The 18140-nt window shown below is 39.0% G+C and carries 11 protein-coding genes, 2 tRNA genes and 3 rRNA genes; 5 read left to right on the top strand and 11 right to left on the bottom strand.

What is annotated here, in order from left to right; all coding sequences use genetic code 11:
* The first annotated feature begins 182 nt into the window (after window positions 1-182).
* Together SBO79_RS08570 and SBO79_RS08565 are read left to right on the top strand one after the other, a co-directional pair.
* Entirely contained in the window at window positions 183-947 is a 765-nt protein-coding gene (locus SBO79_RS08570; protein ID WP_318640003.1) for an META domain-containing protein, read from the top strand.
* 458 nt (window positions 948-1405) lie between these two features.
* Entirely contained in the window at window positions 1406-1786 is a 381-nt protein-coding gene (locus tag SBO79_RS08565; RefSeq protein ID WP_318640002.1) for a GreA/GreB family elongation factor, read from the top strand.
* Window positions 1787-1846: 60 nt separating this feature from the next.
* On the opposite strand, the gene SBO79_RS08560 is transcribed toward SBO79_RS08565, so the two are convergent.
* The 11 genes from SBO79_RS08560 to SBO79_RS08510 form a co-directional block, all read right to left on the bottom strand.
* Window positions 1847-2323, bottom strand: a complete 477-nt coding sequence (locus SBO79_RS08560; RefSeq protein ID WP_318640001.1) for a hypothetical protein — start codon at window positions 2321-2323, stop codon at window positions 1847-1849.
* Window positions 2324-3200: 877 nt separating this feature from the next.
* Window positions 3201-3310, bottom strand: a 5S ribosomal RNA gene (rrf, locus tag SBO79_RS08555).
* A 169-nt stretch (window positions 3311-3479) separates the two neighbouring features.
* Window positions 3480-6369: ribosomal RNA gene (locus tag SBO79_RS08550) — 23S ribosomal RNA — on the bottom strand.
* 185 nt (window positions 6370-6554) lie between these two features.
* Window positions 6555-6628: transfer RNA gene (locus tag SBO79_RS08545), tRNA-Ala, on the bottom strand.
* Between the two features lie 126 nt (window positions 6629-6754).
* Window positions 6755-6828 (bottom strand) — tRNA-Ile (locus SBO79_RS08540).
* A 104-nt stretch (window positions 6829-6932) separates the two neighbouring features.
* Window positions 6933-8450: ribosomal RNA gene (locus SBO79_RS08535) — 16S ribosomal RNA — on the bottom strand.
* The 16S, 23S and 5S rRNA genes sit together here with 2 tRNA genes alongside, the layout of an rRNA operon.
* 2140 nt (window positions 8451-10590) lie before the next feature.
* Window positions 10591-11079, bottom strand: coding sequence for a hypothetical protein (locus SBO79_RS08530; protein WP_318640000.1), 489 nt, complete (start codon window positions 11077-11079; stop codon window positions 10591-10593).
* A 618-nt stretch (window positions 11080-11697) separates the two neighbouring features.
* Complete coding sequence (locus tag SBO79_RS08525) at window positions 11698-12165, bottom strand: hypothetical protein (protein ID WP_318639999.1); 468 nt, start codon at window positions 12163-12165, stop codon at window positions 11698-11700.
* Window positions 12166-12181: 16 nt separating this feature from the next.
* A complete protein-coding gene (locus SBO79_RS08520) occupies window positions 12182-12649 on the bottom strand; it encodes a hypothetical protein (protein WP_318639998.1) in 468 nt (155 codons plus the stop codon).
* A gap of 1107 nt (window positions 12650-13756) precedes the next feature.
* A complete protein-coding gene (locus SBO79_RS08515) occupies window positions 13757-14236 on the bottom strand; it encodes a hypothetical protein (protein WP_318639997.1) in 480 nt (159 codons plus the stop codon).
* Between the two features lie 255 nt (window positions 14237-14491).
* The gene (locus tag SBO79_RS08510; protein ID WP_318639996.1) at window positions 14492-15166 is read right to left on the bottom strand and encodes a DUF4294 domain-containing protein; all 675 of its coding nucleotides are present in this window, start codon (window positions 15164-15166) and stop codon (window positions 14492-14494) included.
* An 80-nt stretch (window positions 15167-15246) separates the two neighbouring features.
* Between SBO79_RS08510 and SBO79_RS08505 the strand changes: the two genes are divergently transcribed.
* From SBO79_RS08505 to SBO79_RS08495, 3 genes are all read left to right on the top strand, one after another.
* A complete protein-coding gene (locus tag SBO79_RS08505; RefSeq protein WP_318639995.1) occupies window positions 15247-16332 on the top strand; it encodes a M42 family metallopeptidase in 1086 nt (361 codons plus the stop codon).
* Between the two features lie 484 nt (window positions 16333-16816).
* Window positions 16817-17434, top strand: a complete 618-nt coding sequence (locus SBO79_RS08500) for a DUF2238 domain-containing protein (RefSeq protein ID WP_318639994.1) — start codon at window positions 16817-16819, stop codon at window positions 17432-17434.
* Window positions 17435-17439: 5 nt separating this feature from the next.
* Window positions 17440-17970: an alpha/beta hydrolase family protein gene (locus SBO79_RS08495; protein ID WP_318639993.1), complete on the top strand. Its 531-nt coding sequence runs from the start codon at window positions 17440-17442 to the stop codon at window positions 17968-17970.
* Window positions 17971-18140 lie beyond the last annotated feature (170 nt).

Below are 18140 nucleotides of genomic sequence, written 5' to 3'. Positions count from 1 at the left end.
ACATTTTGAAATCGCTCCTCATAAATATTTATAACAAAACGGCATTTAATTAGTCGTTAATTCTAATTCAAACTTCGTGAGAGGCAATAGGAAATGTTAAGTATAACACATCTAAATTAACGATTTTGTAAATTGCGATTGAAAAAGAAATTAATAAATCATCAAATCTAAAAACAATATTTATGAAACTACTTAAGTTAGCTCCAATTCTAATCGCGACAATTATATTCCAATATTGTTCCACAACCTCAGGAGTGATGAAAGAGAAAATCAGTGGTAGTTGGACATTGGCAACAATGAACGAAAATCCAATTAATAGAATGGTTGCCGTGCCCACTTTAGAAATTGATGCGGAGGGGATGCGAATTTTTGGGAATGCCGGCTGCAATAGTTATAATGGTCCTATTGAATCTTTAAATTCAGAAAAGTTTTTAGTTAGTGACAAAATAGCTACAACTATGATGGCTTGCAATAAGGAAAATATTGAAACTGACTACTTGCAAAATTTAGCAACAGCCGAAAAATATGAAGTTAAAGATAGTACGCTAAAACTGTACAACAAATCAGGCAAAAATATCTTATCGTATATAAAAAATACCAATGTTGCTAATCATCGATTGCATGATATATGGCTGACCGCAACAATTGATACAAATCCAATCAATCGAATGGTTATGGCTCCAAGATTGGAAATTGATCTAACTGAAATGAAAATTTTCGGTAACGATGGCTGTAATGAGTTCAATGGTACCATTGTGAACGCAGCATCAAGGTCAATCAAATTCGGACAGATTTCTTCAACCCGAAAAATGTGCGAAAATATGGAAATCACCAATAAATTTAATGCAGCTTTGACAAAAGTGGCTACCTATAAACTCGATGGATTAAATTTATTTCTTATGGATTCAGATGGTAAAGAAGTTCTATCGTTAATTAAAGGCGACTAAGATTTAAAATCTCGTGAAAAAACTAAAATGGGCTAATTGGCCCATTTTTTATTTTGGATAATTTGGAGAAGTCCTAAGTATCAGGGAAGGCTAATGGTGCCGGAAATGGCTTTCAATCTATAACTAATTGTTAATCTCAGCAGAGAATTTGTTTACAGAAGTTTAAGTCGTATCTTTAAGAAAATAATAAAATCTATGATTTCTCATACAATTATTAATAAGTTGAAATGCATCTCAACATCTTTTGTGTTAATTCAATTACATGATGATGCATTTCTGCAATCCTCCAAAGAATTCATTATCTGAACCCTGCCAAAACTCAAGGCGGGGACTACTTGTTTCGGAAAATACTATTTTAAATAATTTCAATTTTTACATCGCTTTCATTAGAGTCTCTTTAGGAGATTTTAATTTTGAGTTTAATTAAGCGCAAAAAAATGACCAAAAAAATCATTAATATGTCACAAAATATAGTTTTAACAACAGGAATTTACGATTTAATAAAGGATCACTTAAGAAGAAAAAAATCGACAGCAGCAGAAGAAGAAGTTTTAAAGGAGCAGTTAAAAAATGCTACTCAGGTAGCTCGTAAAGATTTACCAAGTGATGTAGTATCAGTTGATACCAAAGTTACGATTAAGGACTTGACGACGAATGAGGAAGAAGTTTATAATTTCGTTGCTCCTGCCAAAGCGAAGAAAAGAAATCAAACTCTCTCAATTGTCGACGATATGGGCCTAGCATTAGTTGGTTATACCGTAGGAGCCAAAATTGAATGGCCTTTAGAAGGTGATGAATTCAAGAAAATGGAAATTCTTAAAGTGGAGAGTTTAAACTAGTACCATTTCGTATAATAAAAAAAATCCCGGGGTAACTTGGGATTTTTTTTTTAGAATTATCTAACCTCTAACGCCTTTAATAAATTCGCCATTTTTACTAAATACTTTTACCACGAATTGATTGTCAAGATAAATTCCTATTTCGTACGTAACATCATCGCCACCTCTTGTCACCAATACCGAATCTATAATTGCGCGTCCAGGGAAATTAACATCTAGATAATCTCTTGCATATTTCGGAATTTCAGTATATTCTATTGCAGTAACAAAGGCGACCAATGAACCATTTTTTGTATAAACAGCACTTGAATAGCGATTGTCAAATAAGAAACGTCCCTCATAAACTTGCTCACCATTATAACGACCTTGAAATCGGGTAAACCAAGTAACATCTTTACCTGCGAATTGATTTATAAAAGCGGCATTTACAATTGGTGGTACATTCTCTAGAGGCTTTTGTCCTTTTATAATTTGCGCATTTAAAAATGAACTTGCAAATAGAAACACAAGTAAAAACTTAATAGACTGGCTTTTCATGATAATTATCTTTTACTAAAATTACAATAATTACCCATAAATTCAAACTTATTACAAATAAAAAGAAACTTACGTTCTAATTTAACAATAGTATCCCTAGTAATTACAACTTCAAATTTAATAATTATTTGGGCGAGTCCTTTCGCCAGAACATCCTCGGTAACATTGAAATTTTTATTTGGCTCAGGTCGGGCTATCCGTTCCCAATCTTTCTTGTAGCTTTTGCTCCGCAACGCCACAAGAAAGGATTTGCACTACTATCCCTCACGCAAATGACTTCGTGGAAGCAGATTAATATAGTTGATGGTACTATACTTACTTCCACTGCAGAAGAATAAAATATTTTTTTCGTAACAACAGATTGTCATTTAGAGGGTATTAATACAGTTCGCTACATTAATGATCGGTAAATAAATTTTTCATAAGCAGAGAGCTTAGTATGGACGATGTTATATAGGTGAATCTCTTGCCACAAAGATGATTGGTTTATAATCAATGTCACAATAATACTCTATTCCAAAAATTTCTTGCGAGGTCGATTGTATGCCATATGATCTTTAATTAACGTCATGTTTCAACTGTTTCGTTTTATATGCTCGTCCCCATGAAACTTCTATCCTGTACTCCGCAGTTTAAACTACGAGCTACAATAAAATCGGCCTGATAGGACTAAACAATTATTTCATAGCTAAATGGACGGACATAGAAATTCCCAAACTAATGATTTCTAAAAGGAGGTGCAATTGTACGGAAAGAATTTTGAAAAGACCCAATGGTACAGACAAGGCATGCCTTGTCTCAACCAAACACCACTATTTTTTATAAAAAATAGATTAAAAACAAAAAACCCCGTTCGTTAGAACGGGGTTTTTCAAAAGAAAGGCGACGACATACTCTCCCACATAACTGCAGTACCATCTGCGCAGGCGGGCTTAACTACTCTGTTCGGGATGGGAAGAGGTGAGCCCCGCCGCAATAACCACCTTAAGTCGTTAGTTGCTTTGGACAACTTGCTTACATATAACAGTCAACTGTGGACTGATAGCTGTAAACTAATATTATTAACACACTGGGATAAAGAAATATACTATTTTGTAGAAGAAAGAGTCTTCCCCCCTTTTATCTCCCCTTCCTTTGGAGGGGGTTGGGGGGAGGAGTATACAAGCTTACGGGTTATTAGTACTACTCGACTATGACATTACTGCCTTTACATCTATAGCCTATCAACGTGGTCATCTCCCACGACCCTTAAAAGAAATCTCATCTTGTGGTGGGTTTCGCGCTTATATGCTTTCAGCGCTTATCCCTGCCAAACGTAGCTACTCTGCGGTGCCCCTGGCGGGACAACAGATACACCAGCGGTTTGTCCAACTCGGTCCTCTCGTACTAGAGTCAGATCCACTCAAATTTCTTGCGCCCGCAGTAGATAGAGACCGAACTGTCTCACGACGTTCTGAACCCAGCTCGCGTGCCACTTTAATGGGCGAACAGCCCAACCCTTGGGACCTTCTCCAGCCCCAGGATGTGACGAGCCGACATCGAGGTGCCAAACCCCCCCGTCGATATGAGCTCTTGGGGGAGATCAGCCTGTTATCCCCGGCGTACCTTTTATCCTTTGAGCGATGGCCCTTCCATGCGGAACCACCGGATCACTATGCTCTACTTTCGTACCTGATCGACCTGTATGTCTCTCAGTCAAGCTCCCTTATGCCATTGCACTCTACGCACGGTTACCAAGCGTACTGAGGGAACCTTTAGAAGCCTCCGTTACTCTTTTGGAGGCGACCACCCCAGTCAAACTACCCACCAAGCAATGTCCCCCGGATTCCGGGGTTAGATCCTAGATAAGCAAAGGGTGGTATTTCAACAATGACTAACCAACGCCTAGCGACGCTGGATCGAAGTCTCCCACCTATCCTACACATCACTTATCCAAGACCAATACTAAGCTATAGTAAAGGTGCACAGGGTCTTTTCGTCCCACTGCGGGTAAACGGCATCTTCACCGTTACTACAATTTCACCGAGCTCATGGCTGAGACAGTGTCCAGATCGTTACACCATTCGTGCAGGTCGGAACTTACCCGACAAGGAATTTCGCTACCTTAGGACCGTTATAGTTACGGCCGCCGTTTACTGGGGCTTCAATTCAATGCTTCTGGGTTACCCCATGACATCTCCTCTTAACCTTCCAGCACCGGGCAGGTGTCAGGCCCTATACTTCATCTTACGATTTTGCAGAGCCCTGTGTTTTTGATAAACAGTCGCCTGGACCTCTTCACTGCGGCCAGCATTGCTGCTGGCGACCTTTCTCCCGAAGTTACAGGTCTATTTTGCCTAATTCCTTAGCCATGAATCTCTCGAGCACCTTAGGATTCTCTCCTCGACTACCTGTGTCGGTTTACGGTACGGGTACTAATAACCTGAAGTTTAGAGGTTTTTCTTGGAAGCCCTTAGGCGCACTATCTCGTTGTCCGAAGACTCTGAGTACTATCGTATTTCCCCAAGCCGCGTGGATTTGCCTGCGCAGCTTATAGGTAGGTACTTCAACGAACTATTCCGTCAGTTCGCGGCGCTTTCATCACTCCGTCACCCCATCACAGTTATCAGTAGTACGGGAATATTAACCCGTTGGCCATCGACTGTCCCTTTCGGGTTCGCCTTAGGTCCCGACTAACCCACAGCTGATTAGCATAGCTGTGGAAACCTTAGTCTTTCGGTGAGGGGGTTTCTCGCCCCCTTTATCGTTACTTATGCCTACATTTTCTTTTCTAACCGGTCCAGCATGTCTCAAGACACACCTTCAACCCTGTTAGAATGCTCCCCTACCACTTACGAAATAAATCGTAAATCCATAGCTTCGGTAATATACTTATGCCCGATTATTATCCATGCTCGTCCGCTCGACTAGTGAGCTGTTACGCACTCTTTAAATGAATGGCTGCTTCCAAGCCAACATCCTAGCTGTCTGGGCAGACAAACCGCGTTCTTTCAACTTAGTATATATTTGGGGACCTTAGCTGATGGTCTGGGTTCTTTCCCTCTCGGACTTGGACCTTAGCACCCAAGCCCTCACTGTTAGTGAACATTATATAGCATTCGGAGTTTGTCAGGAATTGGTAGGCGGTGAAGCCCCCGCATCCAATCAGTAGCTCTACCTCTATATAACTTTATAACTAACGCTGCACCTAAATGCATTTCGGGGAGTACGAGCTATTTCCGAGTTTGATTGGCCTTTCACCCCTACCCACAGATCATCCCAAGACTTTTCAACGTCAACGGGTTCGGTCCTCCATTTAGTGTTACCTAAACTTCAACCTGTCCATGGGTAGATCACACGGTTTCGCGTCTAACACTACTGACTAAAGCGCCCTATTCAGACTCGCTTTCGCTACGGATCCGTGGCTTAACCACTTATCCTTGCCAGCAACGTTAACTCGTAGGCTCATTATGCAAAAGGCACGCCGTCACCCCACGAAGGGGCTCCGACCGCTTGTAGGCGTATGGTTTCAGGATCTATTTCACTCCGTTATTCACGGTTCTTTTCACCTTTCCCTCACGGTACTGGTTCACTATCGGTCTCTCAGGAGTATTTAGCCTTAGCGGATGGTCCCGCCAAATTCAGACAGGGTTTCACGTGCCCCGCCCTACTCAGGATACCACTATTCATTACATTTATTACCCATACGGGACTATCACCCTCTATGGTGTCACTTTCCAGTAACTTCCGGTTCTGCATGCATAAAATGTCGTGGTCCTACAACCCCAATATTGCCGTAACAACATTGGTTTGGGCTAATCCGCGTTCGCTCGCCACTACTTACGGAATCACTTTTGTTTTCTTCTCCTCCGCCTACTTAGATGTTTCAGTTCAGCGGGTTTGCTCTCCATTCGGAGTGACATGTCTTCAACATGCCGGGTTGCCCCATTCAGGTATTTACGGATCAATCGATGTGTGCTCGTCCCCGTAACTTTTCGCAGCTTATCACGCCTTTCATCGCCTCTGAGAGCCAAGGCATCCCCCATACGCCCTTATTTTGCTTGTATAATGTACATCAAGATAAATCTTGTGTACAAATAACTACAATTAACTTGTAGTATATTTTTCTTTCTACTTATTTTGTATTTCTTATCCCAATATGTCAATGAACTTTGATCCGTATGAAGATGTCTGTATTAAGTAGCAAGACTTACGTCTTAATACTTGATACTACCATCTTGATACTATCTTGTGGAGAATAACGGAGTCGAACCGTTGACCTCCTGCGTGCAAGGCAGGCGCTCTAGCCAGCTGAGCTAATTCCCCTTTTTTAGTATTTTAGTTAACAGTTTACAGTTAACAGTCTCTAAAAACGGTTAGCTTAACCTCTAAAATTTCCTTTTTTTTCTTTAAGCATAACAGTATCTTCAATCGCGCTTGCTTTTGAAAAAGTAGTCCCGGGCAGACTCGAACTGCCGACCCCAACATTATCAGTGTTGTACTCTAACCAGCTGAGCTACGAGACTCTGTTTTATTTTTGCTTAAAAAATGTAATAATATGAACCAACAGCGAGAGTAAGTGATTAAACACTTCGATATATAAGACTTTGTGTCTTTTTGTATTCTCTAGAAAGGAGGTGTTCCAGCCGCACCTTCCGGTACGGCTACCTTGTTACGACTTAGCCCTAGTTACCAGTTTTACCCTAGGCAGCTCCTTGCGGTCACCGACTTCAGGCACCCCCAGCTTCCATGGCTTGACGGGCGGTGTGTACAAGGCCCGGGAACGTATTCACCGGATCATGGCTGATATCCGATTACTAGCGATTCCAGCTTCACGGAGTCGAGTTGCAGACTCCGATCCGAACTGTGACCGGTTTTGTAGATTCGCTCCTGGTCGCCCAGTGGCTGCTCTCTGTACCGGCCATTGTAGCACGTGTGTAGCCCAAGGCGTAAGGGCCGTGATGATTTGACGTCATCCCCACCTTCCTCACAGTTTGCACTGGCAGTCTTGTTAGAGTTCCCGACATGACTCGCTGGCAACTAACAACAGGGGTTGCGCTCGTTATAGGACTTAACCTGACACCTCACGGCACGAGCTGACGACAACCATGCAGCACCTTGTAAATTGTCTTGCGAAAAGTCTGTTTCCAAACCGGTCAATCTACATTTAAGCCTTGGTAAGGTTCCTCGCGTATCATCGAATTAAACCACATGCTCCACCGCTTGTGCGGGCCCCCGTCAATTCCTTTGAGTTTCAAACTTGCGTTCGTACTCCCCAGGTGGGATACTTATCACTTTCGCTTAGCCACTGAGTCTTGCAACCCAACAGCTAGTATCCATCGTTTACGGCGTGGACTACCAGGGTATCTAATCCTGTTCGCTACCCACGCTTTCGTCCCTCAGCGTCAATATAGTAGTAGTAACCTGCCTTCGCAATTGGTATTCCATGTAATCTCTAAGCATTTCACCGCTACACTACATATTCTAGTTACTTCCTACTAATTCAAGCCCTGCAGTATCAACGGCCATTTCCCGGTTGAGCCGGGAGATTTCACCGCTGACTTACAGGGCCGCCTACGGACCCTTTAAACCCAATGATTCCGGATAACGCTTGGATCCTCCGTATTACCGCGGCTGCTGGCACGGAGTTAGCCGATCCTTATTCTTACGGTACCGTCAGTCTGGCTCACGAGCCAGGGTTTCTTCCCGTATAAAAGCAGTTTACAATCCATAGGACCGTCATCCTGCACGCGGCATGGCTGGTTCAGACTTGCGTCCATTGACCAATATTCCTCACTGCTGCCTCCCGTAGGAGTCTGGTCCGTGTCTCAGTACCAGTGTGGGGGATCTCCCTCTCAGGACCCCTACCCATCGAAGTCTTGGTAAGCCGTTACCTTACCAACTAACTAATGGGACGCATGCTCATCTTTTACCGATAAATCTTTAATTAAATCTTGATGCCAAAACTTAATACTATAAGGTATTAATCCAAATTTCTCTGGGCTATCCCTTTGTAAAAGGTAGATTGCATACGCGTTACGCACCCGTGCGCCGGTCTCAAAAAAGCAAGCTTCTTCTACCCCTCGACTTGCATGTGTTAAGCCTGCCGCTAGCGTTCATCCTGAGCCAGGATCAAACTCTTCATCGTATAATTTTAATAACTTGTACAATAAAAACTCAAAGCTCGTTCTTATATTCTAACGTATTCTCTTCTTACTCTCTCTTAAATCACTCTGAAAATTGCTTCTCAAAATGTTGCTGTCAATTCAATATGTCTATGAACGTGTCTTCTTGTTTTTCCGCTTGTCGCTTGCGCGCTTAGCGGGGTGCAAAAGTACAACCTCTTTTCGTCTCTCGCAAGTGTTTGGTGAAAATAATTTGAAAATAAATTTTCAACGCTTTTTAAACCTCATAACTCACTCAAAATGTCTCAAAGAACTTGCTCCCTTTCGGGCCTGCAAATCTAAATCGAAAATTAGAATCTCACAACTTTATTTTTACTAAATTTCTCTAGTCACATAAAGGATAATCTTCTAATATTTCAAATAACTTGCCGCTGATTGCGGGTGCAAAACTACCACTTCTTTCTAGATAAACAAGCGGAATTTTGTAATAAAATGTAATTATTTTGTAAGAGGCTGATTTCAAGATAAGAGAATCTAAATAATGGAAAATTCAAAAGGATCGAAATGAAGCGAAAATGTGCAAGTTAAGTCCTGGATAGTCTTGGAATCTTTACAAAGCGAGCGGGTGGAATTCATATGTGAAAGAAATTGGGTTGAGATTCATTTGAATTTTTGGAATGTGGCAAAACTTGCGGTTTATAACATCGTCCCGATGGGACTTGGATATATTTCATTTATTATTAAACCCAGGGTTGAAACCCTGGGATATGATAGTGGCCGTCCCTCTAGGATTGAGGAATGAAGGTCGATGTGGGATTGTAATGCTTGGGTGATTATAGTCTCTATATATAGGAAACAAAAATCTTACGAATACTATTTTAAATCTGGCCGTGTGTAACGTTGTGGTTTATAACATCGTCCCGATGGAACTTGGATGAACTTTTAATTGTTATTGACCCAGGGTTGAACCCTACGCTACAATAATGCCGTCCCTCTGGGACTGAGGAGTGCATGGTGGCTGTTGAATGATGATTTTTTGGGTGATTGTAGTCTTTATGTAGGAGACAAAAATCTTACGAATATTATTTTAAATCTGGCCGTGTGTAACGTTATGGTTTATAACATCGTCACGATGGAACTTGGATGAACCTTTAATTGTTATTGACCCAGGGTTGAAACCCTGGGCTATGATATCGGTCGTCCCGATGGGACTGAGGAATAAATGTAGCTGAGGGATTTAAATAATAATTATGGTCCCTATATATAGGAAACAAAATTCATGCTAATTGTCGCGATTTAACAAAACTTGTGGATCATAAAATCGTCCCGATGGGACTTGGATGTATTTCATCCATTATTAAACCCAGGGTTGAAACCCTGGGTTACAATAATGTCGTCCCTCTGGGACTGAGGAGTGAATGTGGATGTGGGATTTTAATAATTATTATGGTCCTTACATATAAGCATTGTTGGAAAAATCATATTAATTGCCGAGATATTACAAAACTTGTGGTTTATAAAATTGTCCCGATGGGACTTGGATGGCTTTTCATTTTTTTTAAACCCAGGGTTAAAACCCTGGGCTACAATAACGCCGTCCCTCTGGGACTGAGGAATGAATATGGATATGGAATTTTAATAGTGATTTTGGTCCTTATATATAGGAAACAAAAATCATCTTGAATTTAGCGGCGTGGTAAACTGTGCGTTTTATAATGCCGTCCCGATTCCCAGGGTTGAAATCCTGGGCTACAATAATGCCGTCCCTCTGGGACTTAGGAGGGAAAGTGGCTATGGGATTTTAAGGTGGTAATTCTACTCCTTATATATAGGAGAGAAATATGTATTGAAAACTATATTGGTTGACCTCAGGTGCAGGCGAAAAATATATGCAATTGCTGTGCGGCTATTTTAGTCGTGTGACTGAATTTGAAAACTAAATGTTGTTGGAATACGATTGTTTCAGCCCCGATAGAAACGCAAATCCCGGCGTGGGGATTTGCCTTTTGGTAGCAGCGGCGGGAAAGAGCGACCAACGGAAGCTCCTTGCCCGACGACTGCTACGGCAAATGCCCAGGCCGGATTGGAGAGTATAGCGGGAATAGCTGCCAAAAAAATGAAAAGATTAGCCTTCTAACGAAAAAGATTGTGAGTCTAGTGTGATTAGCTCTGATTGTAAATATTCTTGACAATGCGGCTTAGCTCCTGCTCCTTCTGAGTCCCAATAACTAGTCGCTTGCCATTTTGCAATTCTAAGGCTAAACCCTTGTTGCCTGATGTATTATAGACCGTTCCATAATTTGTGAATAATCTAATTCCCCAGCCTCCAACAAATCCGTAGTTAATGACCTCTGCCTTCTTTACATCCTTCCACTCGATGCGCTTTTTGACAAAAGGAAAGAAGCTCATTTTTATCGCTTTCTGATCGATTTCAGTTTTGAGTGTCATTAGCAAAAACAATATAATTACCAAAACCATTGTCACGGCAAAAATTATAGTTGAGGAACTATCGCTAATATTCTCGGCGTCGGATTCGGGAAATATCAAATGACTAAAAAAAATACCTATAAATGGCAAGACTGAGATGGCAATTAGCAATAACCACAGCCACCATTGTGTGAATTTTTGCTTTTCATGGAATTCGATTTTCATAATTCATTAAGTTTTTTTTATCTCTCAAGATAGGGAAAGTTATTCTATTTTAAAAAGTTGGGAGTGCGGAATTCATTTTGATGAATACCAATTACTACTAAATTTATTCAGAGCATTGTATTTAAATTCAACTTTTAATATTGCATTCTCATTTTACCAAGAACTTGACAATTGCCAATCGGAGTAATTTTCTTCTTTTATATTTAGTAAAAAAAACGATAAAGTTGGTAAGAGCATTACTACCATAGCATCGTAAATAGCGATGAATAATTGTGTGTGTTCAGCATAATTTCGAACCAAACGACGGGATTTTTTGCACTCACGACAATTGAAATTTACTGATTTATATAAAATTACGGTAAAATGCAGTGAATTCGAATAGCTTCCGAAAATTTAACCTAAAAGAAATTTTTTTGAGCACGATTAAGCTTAAAATTATAATCACCTATACAACAATAGATTTTAGTAGCTCATTATATTATAATTGCTATTGCTATAGATAATTTATCTAACTAAAAATTTTGCCTGGCGTACCTTCAAATTAGATAATCGTATTTTCCGGTTGGAATCCAGATAGAACTTTTAGCATAAGTCCGAAACTACTATGCGTACCTCTCGTCAATTAAGTGAGCTCATAAAGCAAAAATCGTAGGATATATGATCGACTTTTATGTAAATCACATCTTTCACGTTGTCAATATTAATGCTATCTCTTTGCATTCTGGTAATTTCTCTTCCGTTGTATATATATTTTGTATTCATTGTCTGAGGTATTGAAAATGCTGAAGATTTATTAACAATAACTCCTTTTTCAGACCCCTCACCCCAAATTAATTTCGCAGAAGCACAGTTTTTGGGAATAAGAAATAAATTATTTCGCTTCATTCCTTTATAATGTTTGTACTTCATCCACTCAGGCGAGAGATTTTTTACTGATATATCACTTAAAACAAGAATGGGAAATTCTTCAACAAGTGATTTTGAAATTGCCTCATCTACATAAGTTTGCAGATCTACTCTCTCCGCGGATGTTTCCACTTTTGTAGCACAGCTACCCAAAAATAATAATAGAAATAAATACTTCATAGAAATTAAATTTCAGCTATTGCGCTTCTTGTGAAATTAGTTCGAAATCAACTTTACCATCTTTGCCGACTTTATATTTGAAAATGGCTTTTCCAAGTACGTGCCCATCTTCATAATCTGCGATGATCCATTCCCGACCCAAAATTTGAACATTTAGAAAATGCATCTTCCCGCCTAAAACTGCTTTCATCGGAATGATTTCTGGCTGTGCTTTTAGTTCACTTGCAATATATTCTGATGGATTTATAATTCCCTGATCCATCAATTTTCGACCTTCAAAATCATTGGCATACCAATAATTTGTTTCGGCACTTTTGTCCATGAGATCTTTTCGTAAAGAACTATTCTCGTTTTTTAGTTTATCGATTTTATTGGATAAACTGTCAATTTCAGTCGACGATAACTCTTTTGTGCTGTCTACTTTCTCGCAATTATAAAAACTACAGATAATGGCTGCAAGGAGTATTTTTTTAAATGTTCTCATATTTTTAAATAGTATATAATCGCTTCAAACATTTATAAATATACTCTAATTATAGTATTTTAGATAGTTATTAATTAACTACATTTTTAATAATCTGCAATTTCATAAGAAAATGTAGCAGAATAGGAAATGTAAAAATTACCAGCCATATCATTGTCAATCTTGGTATTTCGAGATAATAGAAATTTATTGCAAAAAGACTCACTGAGTATACAACGCAAATTATAGAATAAATAGGTGCAACCTGTTGATTTGAAAAGCGACCAAGGTGATTTTCTCTCGCTGTCTTTAAGGTCTCAGAATATTTCTCGCTTTTATTCGGAAAAAAATTTATTAGTAAGAGAAAATTATTTACTATATATAATGCTGAAATTCCCAACAGAAAATATTCTAATCCAACATATAATATTTGATCAGCAGTAGATATAAGCTCTAGTGCATCATTTGAAAAAACGCGAATAATGTTATCCACAGAAAAACAAAGTATTATCACAGAACTCCACACACTCAGTCCAATTCTTTTGTTTGATGTAAGTTCTATGCTAGTAAAAGCATTCCGGAAAGATCTGAAACTAAATATTGCCACAAAAATCCACAGTAAAACAATAAAAAGATTGTAGAAATTCGTAAAGCCAGCGTCAATAGTCCAATAAATTAAAGAGATCGATAACAATAAAGTAATCCCTTCGGTAATATTCGCGGTCAATTTCTTTCTATTGGCAATAGAAAAAATCAAAACATAAAAAATAGAAAATAGTACGGCCATAATTCAATGTGCGATTGCAAATCGTAGTCAGTTTCCCGCTTTCCAGGAATAAAACTTAGGAAACTTGTGAAATATGACAAGAAGAAAAGACCAACGACATTTAGCCAATTTCTACCAACTCGAAAACTCTCTGTAAGCACTCCTGCGAATAATGTTAGGATACTAATTGAGAAAAAGTTGCTTTCTGCAGAATATTTATATAAAACATAAAAAGTGACTGCAACCATCAAGAACCCTACCGACAATAAGATGATTTTGCTTGTACTTATCGGGTTGAATTGGATTACGCTATTATGTCTCACTATTAAATCTTACTTGAGTTGAAAATTACTTATTGAATTTTATGCATTCCGTTTACTTACACTCTTCGAATTTCTTCTACTAATTACCGCAGCCATTATCTCATTATAGTTTTCGAATTCATCCGGTGAAATTATAATATGTTTACCGTTTTTGAGGAGCAAAATACTTATGTGAAAGCCATCGGTTATATTTCCAGCTTTTGATGTCAGAACAACCTTTTCCGACTCGATTTTTACAATATCGATACAGAAGATTTCTGTTTTCTTTCCAAAAAGGGAGAAAATTTCTATCCGATCTTCAACAATGTTTACTTTCATTACTGCAACAATTCTATAAATTAGTAGCCACGACAACACAATTGCAAGTCCCACGATTAAATTGACGGTAATCTGACTATCCACTTCCTTCAACTTCAATATGTACTTTAGCGAAAAAGTTAAAATTACAGTAAATACAAATGCCAGAAAGACAATTTTGCCGATAAAGAGATCTCTAAACTTAGATGAAATTGTGTGCATAAAATCAATAAATTTTTTTCAAAAGAGTTTTTGAAAGTTGTGAGTTTCTCAAACCGCTGAAAGATACAACCCCCTAGCCAAGATGGCAGTTGACAGGAGCAAAACGAAATGCGGAAGCAAATCTAACTAAAAAAAAGCTATGGGTACTTTAGCTTTGTAAAAAAGACTAAGGGCATCTAGCTGCAACCCTAAAAAATTTTGAAATTTTGTGTTCAAATTGTAGCGAACAGCGCGATTACTTCTAAATTAAACTAACTATTTCATTTCTGCTTTTTTCATTTCGTGCCAATGCTTGTCTAGATTATTAAAGTCAATCGGCGTCGCAGGAGCTTGGCTTGGAAGGCGGCCGTTATCAAATGCACGTTGCAAAATCGTCTCTATCAAATAGTCCTCGTTCACGGTAAATGGATCATACTGTCGCTTTATATCTATATCAAACAACTTCGCAGTATTGCTCGCCCAAAATGCTTTCCAACCACTTTTATGATCTTTTACGAGATCGAAAAGCGTAATTCCAGTCTGTCTGTAAACAAGTTTGACCAAAATCTGACCTTGCTTGCGTGACAGTTTTTTAAGCTTTGCCGTAAATTCATTTTCGATATAAGTTTCGACGATTTTGAAGTATTTGCGCTTCTCCTTTGCAGTTTTCATTTTGTCCATCGTCGCATTGAGAATTGTGAGTCTATCTGCAGCAATCTTCGCATAGGGATACACCACGTAAACGCGATTTTGCAAGAGCAAAAAATCTTTCGCTGCCGCGGCATCAAGTTTATTTCTGTATATTATCACCTCCTCAAGTTCAAGAATTTGCGCCAACAAACTATCATTTTCTACCGCATCGTAATCGACCAAAAGACTATCTTTTGACTGCACTTGAGCCTGAAATTGAGTAGCAAAAATTAAAAAAAAGAATAGGTAGATGCCTTTCATAGAATAGGAATTTTAAGCCAAAATTATGCAATCTGTTGGCAAGTCTGATGCCAAATCTTTAAATTAGCAAAAAAAACACGATGAAAGATAGCATTCTTAGCTCAAATTCAATTGAATTTCTAGAAAAATACCTAAATAATGCCTCGCCAACAGGTTTCGAATCTGAAGGTCAGAAGTTATGGATGGACTACCTAAAGCCTTATGTAGACACGTTTATCACCGATACCTACGGCACTGCGGTGGGTGTGATTAATCCCGATGCGAAGTTTAAAGTAGTTATCGAAGGCCACGCAGACGAGATTTCTTGGTACGTGAATTACATCAGCGCCGAAGGGATGATTTACGTGATTCGAAATGGTGGATCTGATCATCAGATTGCACCATCAAAACGCGTCAATATTCATACAAAAAACGGAATTGTTCGTGGTGTTTTCGGATGGCCGGCGATTCATACTCGTAAAGGTGATAAAGAAGAGACACCAAAATTGGACAATATTTTCATCGACTGCGGTTGTACTAATAAGGAGGAAGTCGAAAAATTGGGTGTGCACGTGGGTTGCGTGATCACTTATCCTGATACCTTTGAAATCCTGAACGAAAATAAATTTATATGTCGCGCGATTGACAATAGAATGGGCGGTTTTATGATTGCCGAAGTCGCTCGTATGCTTAAAGAAAACAATATTACTTTGCCTTTTGGTCTTTATATTACCAATTCTGTGCAGGAAGAAGTTGGCCTTCGCGGTGCCGAAATGATTACTCAAACTATCAAGCCAAATATCGCGATTGTGACCGATGTTTGCCACGATAGTACAACTCCGATGATCGATCAGAAAGTTCAGGGAAGCACCAAAATTGGCGATGGTCCGGTGATCACTTACGCGCCTGCTGTTCAAAATAATTTGCGCGAATTAATCCTCGAAACTGCCAAGGCCAATGACATTCCATTTCAGCGCCTTGCCTCGTCGAGAGTGACGGGAACAGATACGGATGCCTTCGCTTATAGCAATGGTGGCGTGGCTTCGGCGCTTATTTCGCTCCCACTTCGCTATATGCACACGACTGTGGAAATGGTGCATAGAGACGATGTTGAGAACGTAATTAAGCTGATTTATCAGACTTTATTGAAGCTTGAAAACGATCACGATTTTAAATATTTCAGTTAATTTTATAAGGAGCTTAATCCCGCTTTCCTCTACAATCTTGAGCGGCAATTTGCCGCAGCAGTCAGCATTCAAGGATCCCGATAGCTATCGGGACTAAAGGCGCTCTTGCCTGCCGCTGCTGCCAAAAGGCAAATTCCCACTCAAGGATTTTCGCTACAATCGGGGCTAGGGGTTTACGGCTCAGTTGAAATAATCGATGAAAAATCACGGAATAAATTTCGATTAAAAATATTGAAAATGGTGCGACCCCTGCAATGTCGAGATGTAAATTAGACACGTTTTCTATAAACATTTGATCCCGATGGGATCAGTTGCTGCGGGAAACTCTTGCTCCAAAATTAAATCATAATAGTCGATAAGTATTTTAGAAAATCCGATTTGGCATTCATAAGCCGAATCGGATTTTTTTTTTGACTATTTGGAAATAGAGGTTTTAACATTTCAAATTAAAAAGTATATTCGCTATCAAACAAATTGCCTTTTTATGAAGAATCCTTTTCTGATGTTGAGTTTGGCGTTTGCCGTACTTGTCTGGTCATTGATAAATCCTTTCGAATATTTCACAGCTTTCCTAGAAGTATTACCTGGAGTTTTGGGAATTATTATACTGATGGCGACTTTCAAAAAATTTCGCTTTAGCGATTTTACTTACTTTTTGATAATGCTTCACTGCATCATTCTTTTTGTGGGCGGTCATTATACCTATGCCGAAGTGCCACTATTTGACTATCTCAAGGATGTAATGGGTTCTGAAAGAAATAATTACGATAAGCTTGGCCATTTTGCCCAAGGACTTGTTCCAGCGATGATCGTCAGAGAAATCTTTCTTCGTAAGGAAGTTGTTGCTAGAAAGTCTTATCTAAATTTGATAATAGTTCTTATGTGCTTGGGCATCAGTGCAGCCTACGAACTCATTGAATGGTTTGTATCTATTTTGACTGGAGATGGTGGCGACGCTTTCTTAGGAACTCAAGGAGACGTATGGGATACGCAATCTGATATGATGTTTGCAGGAATTGGTGCCTTGCTTGGACTTTTTTTACTTTCAAAAACACAAAATAAATCTATTTCTAAATTGCCTGAAACCCCCGATACGCTATGAAAAATATGCTTATTATTTTGACAGATTTCAACGGGTTGAAAGATGAAATGTGGTTAGAAAATTACCAGCACTTATTGCAGAAAGATTTTAATTGTATAGTTTACGACACTCAGAAGCTCGGGGAAATAGCTTGCAAAGGGCAATCAGAAATTCAAATTCATCAAGCATTTGTAGACTTTGGAATTCAAAAAGCTGTTGACAATTTATTAAAAATTTATACTGAAGAATACACTATTTTAGGTTTTAGCGTCGGCGGAACCATTGCTTGGAAAGCAGCTTTGTATAACCAACGCATTAGCAGCTTGTACGCTGTATCAGCCACACGATTGCGATTTGAAACTTTAAAGCCAGCAGTAAAAGTTAATTTAAGCTTCGGCGAACTAGATATGCATCGGCCAAATCCCACATGGAGCCATGAACTTAGGGTTAGGTCGACAATTTTTGAAAATGCTAATCACGAAGTTTATAAGAATTCCGATTTTTGTTCGCTTCTCTGCGCCCAAATTATTAGGCAAAAAAGTGCTGGCAATTTTTAATTTATAATACGTAAAAGACTAGGAATAGCACAATAAAATAGTGATTATCAGATTTTTAAAATAATAAAATGTAGTGTTCGGTAAACAGTCCACTTATTTATGGTTCTTAAAATTTTAACAATAAACTTATATAAGTTGAAATTTCGAATTGATTTTGCTACTTTAGAACT

Origin of the sequence: Flavobacterium ardleyense (genome assembly GCF_033547075.1) — a bacterium.
GTDB lineage: Bacteria > Bacteroidota > Bacteroidia > Flavobacteriales > Flavobacteriaceae > Flavobacterium > Flavobacterium ardleyense_A.
Note: the sequence above shows the minus strand (reverse complement) of the source record. Positions and strands in the feature narration are given on the sequence as shown.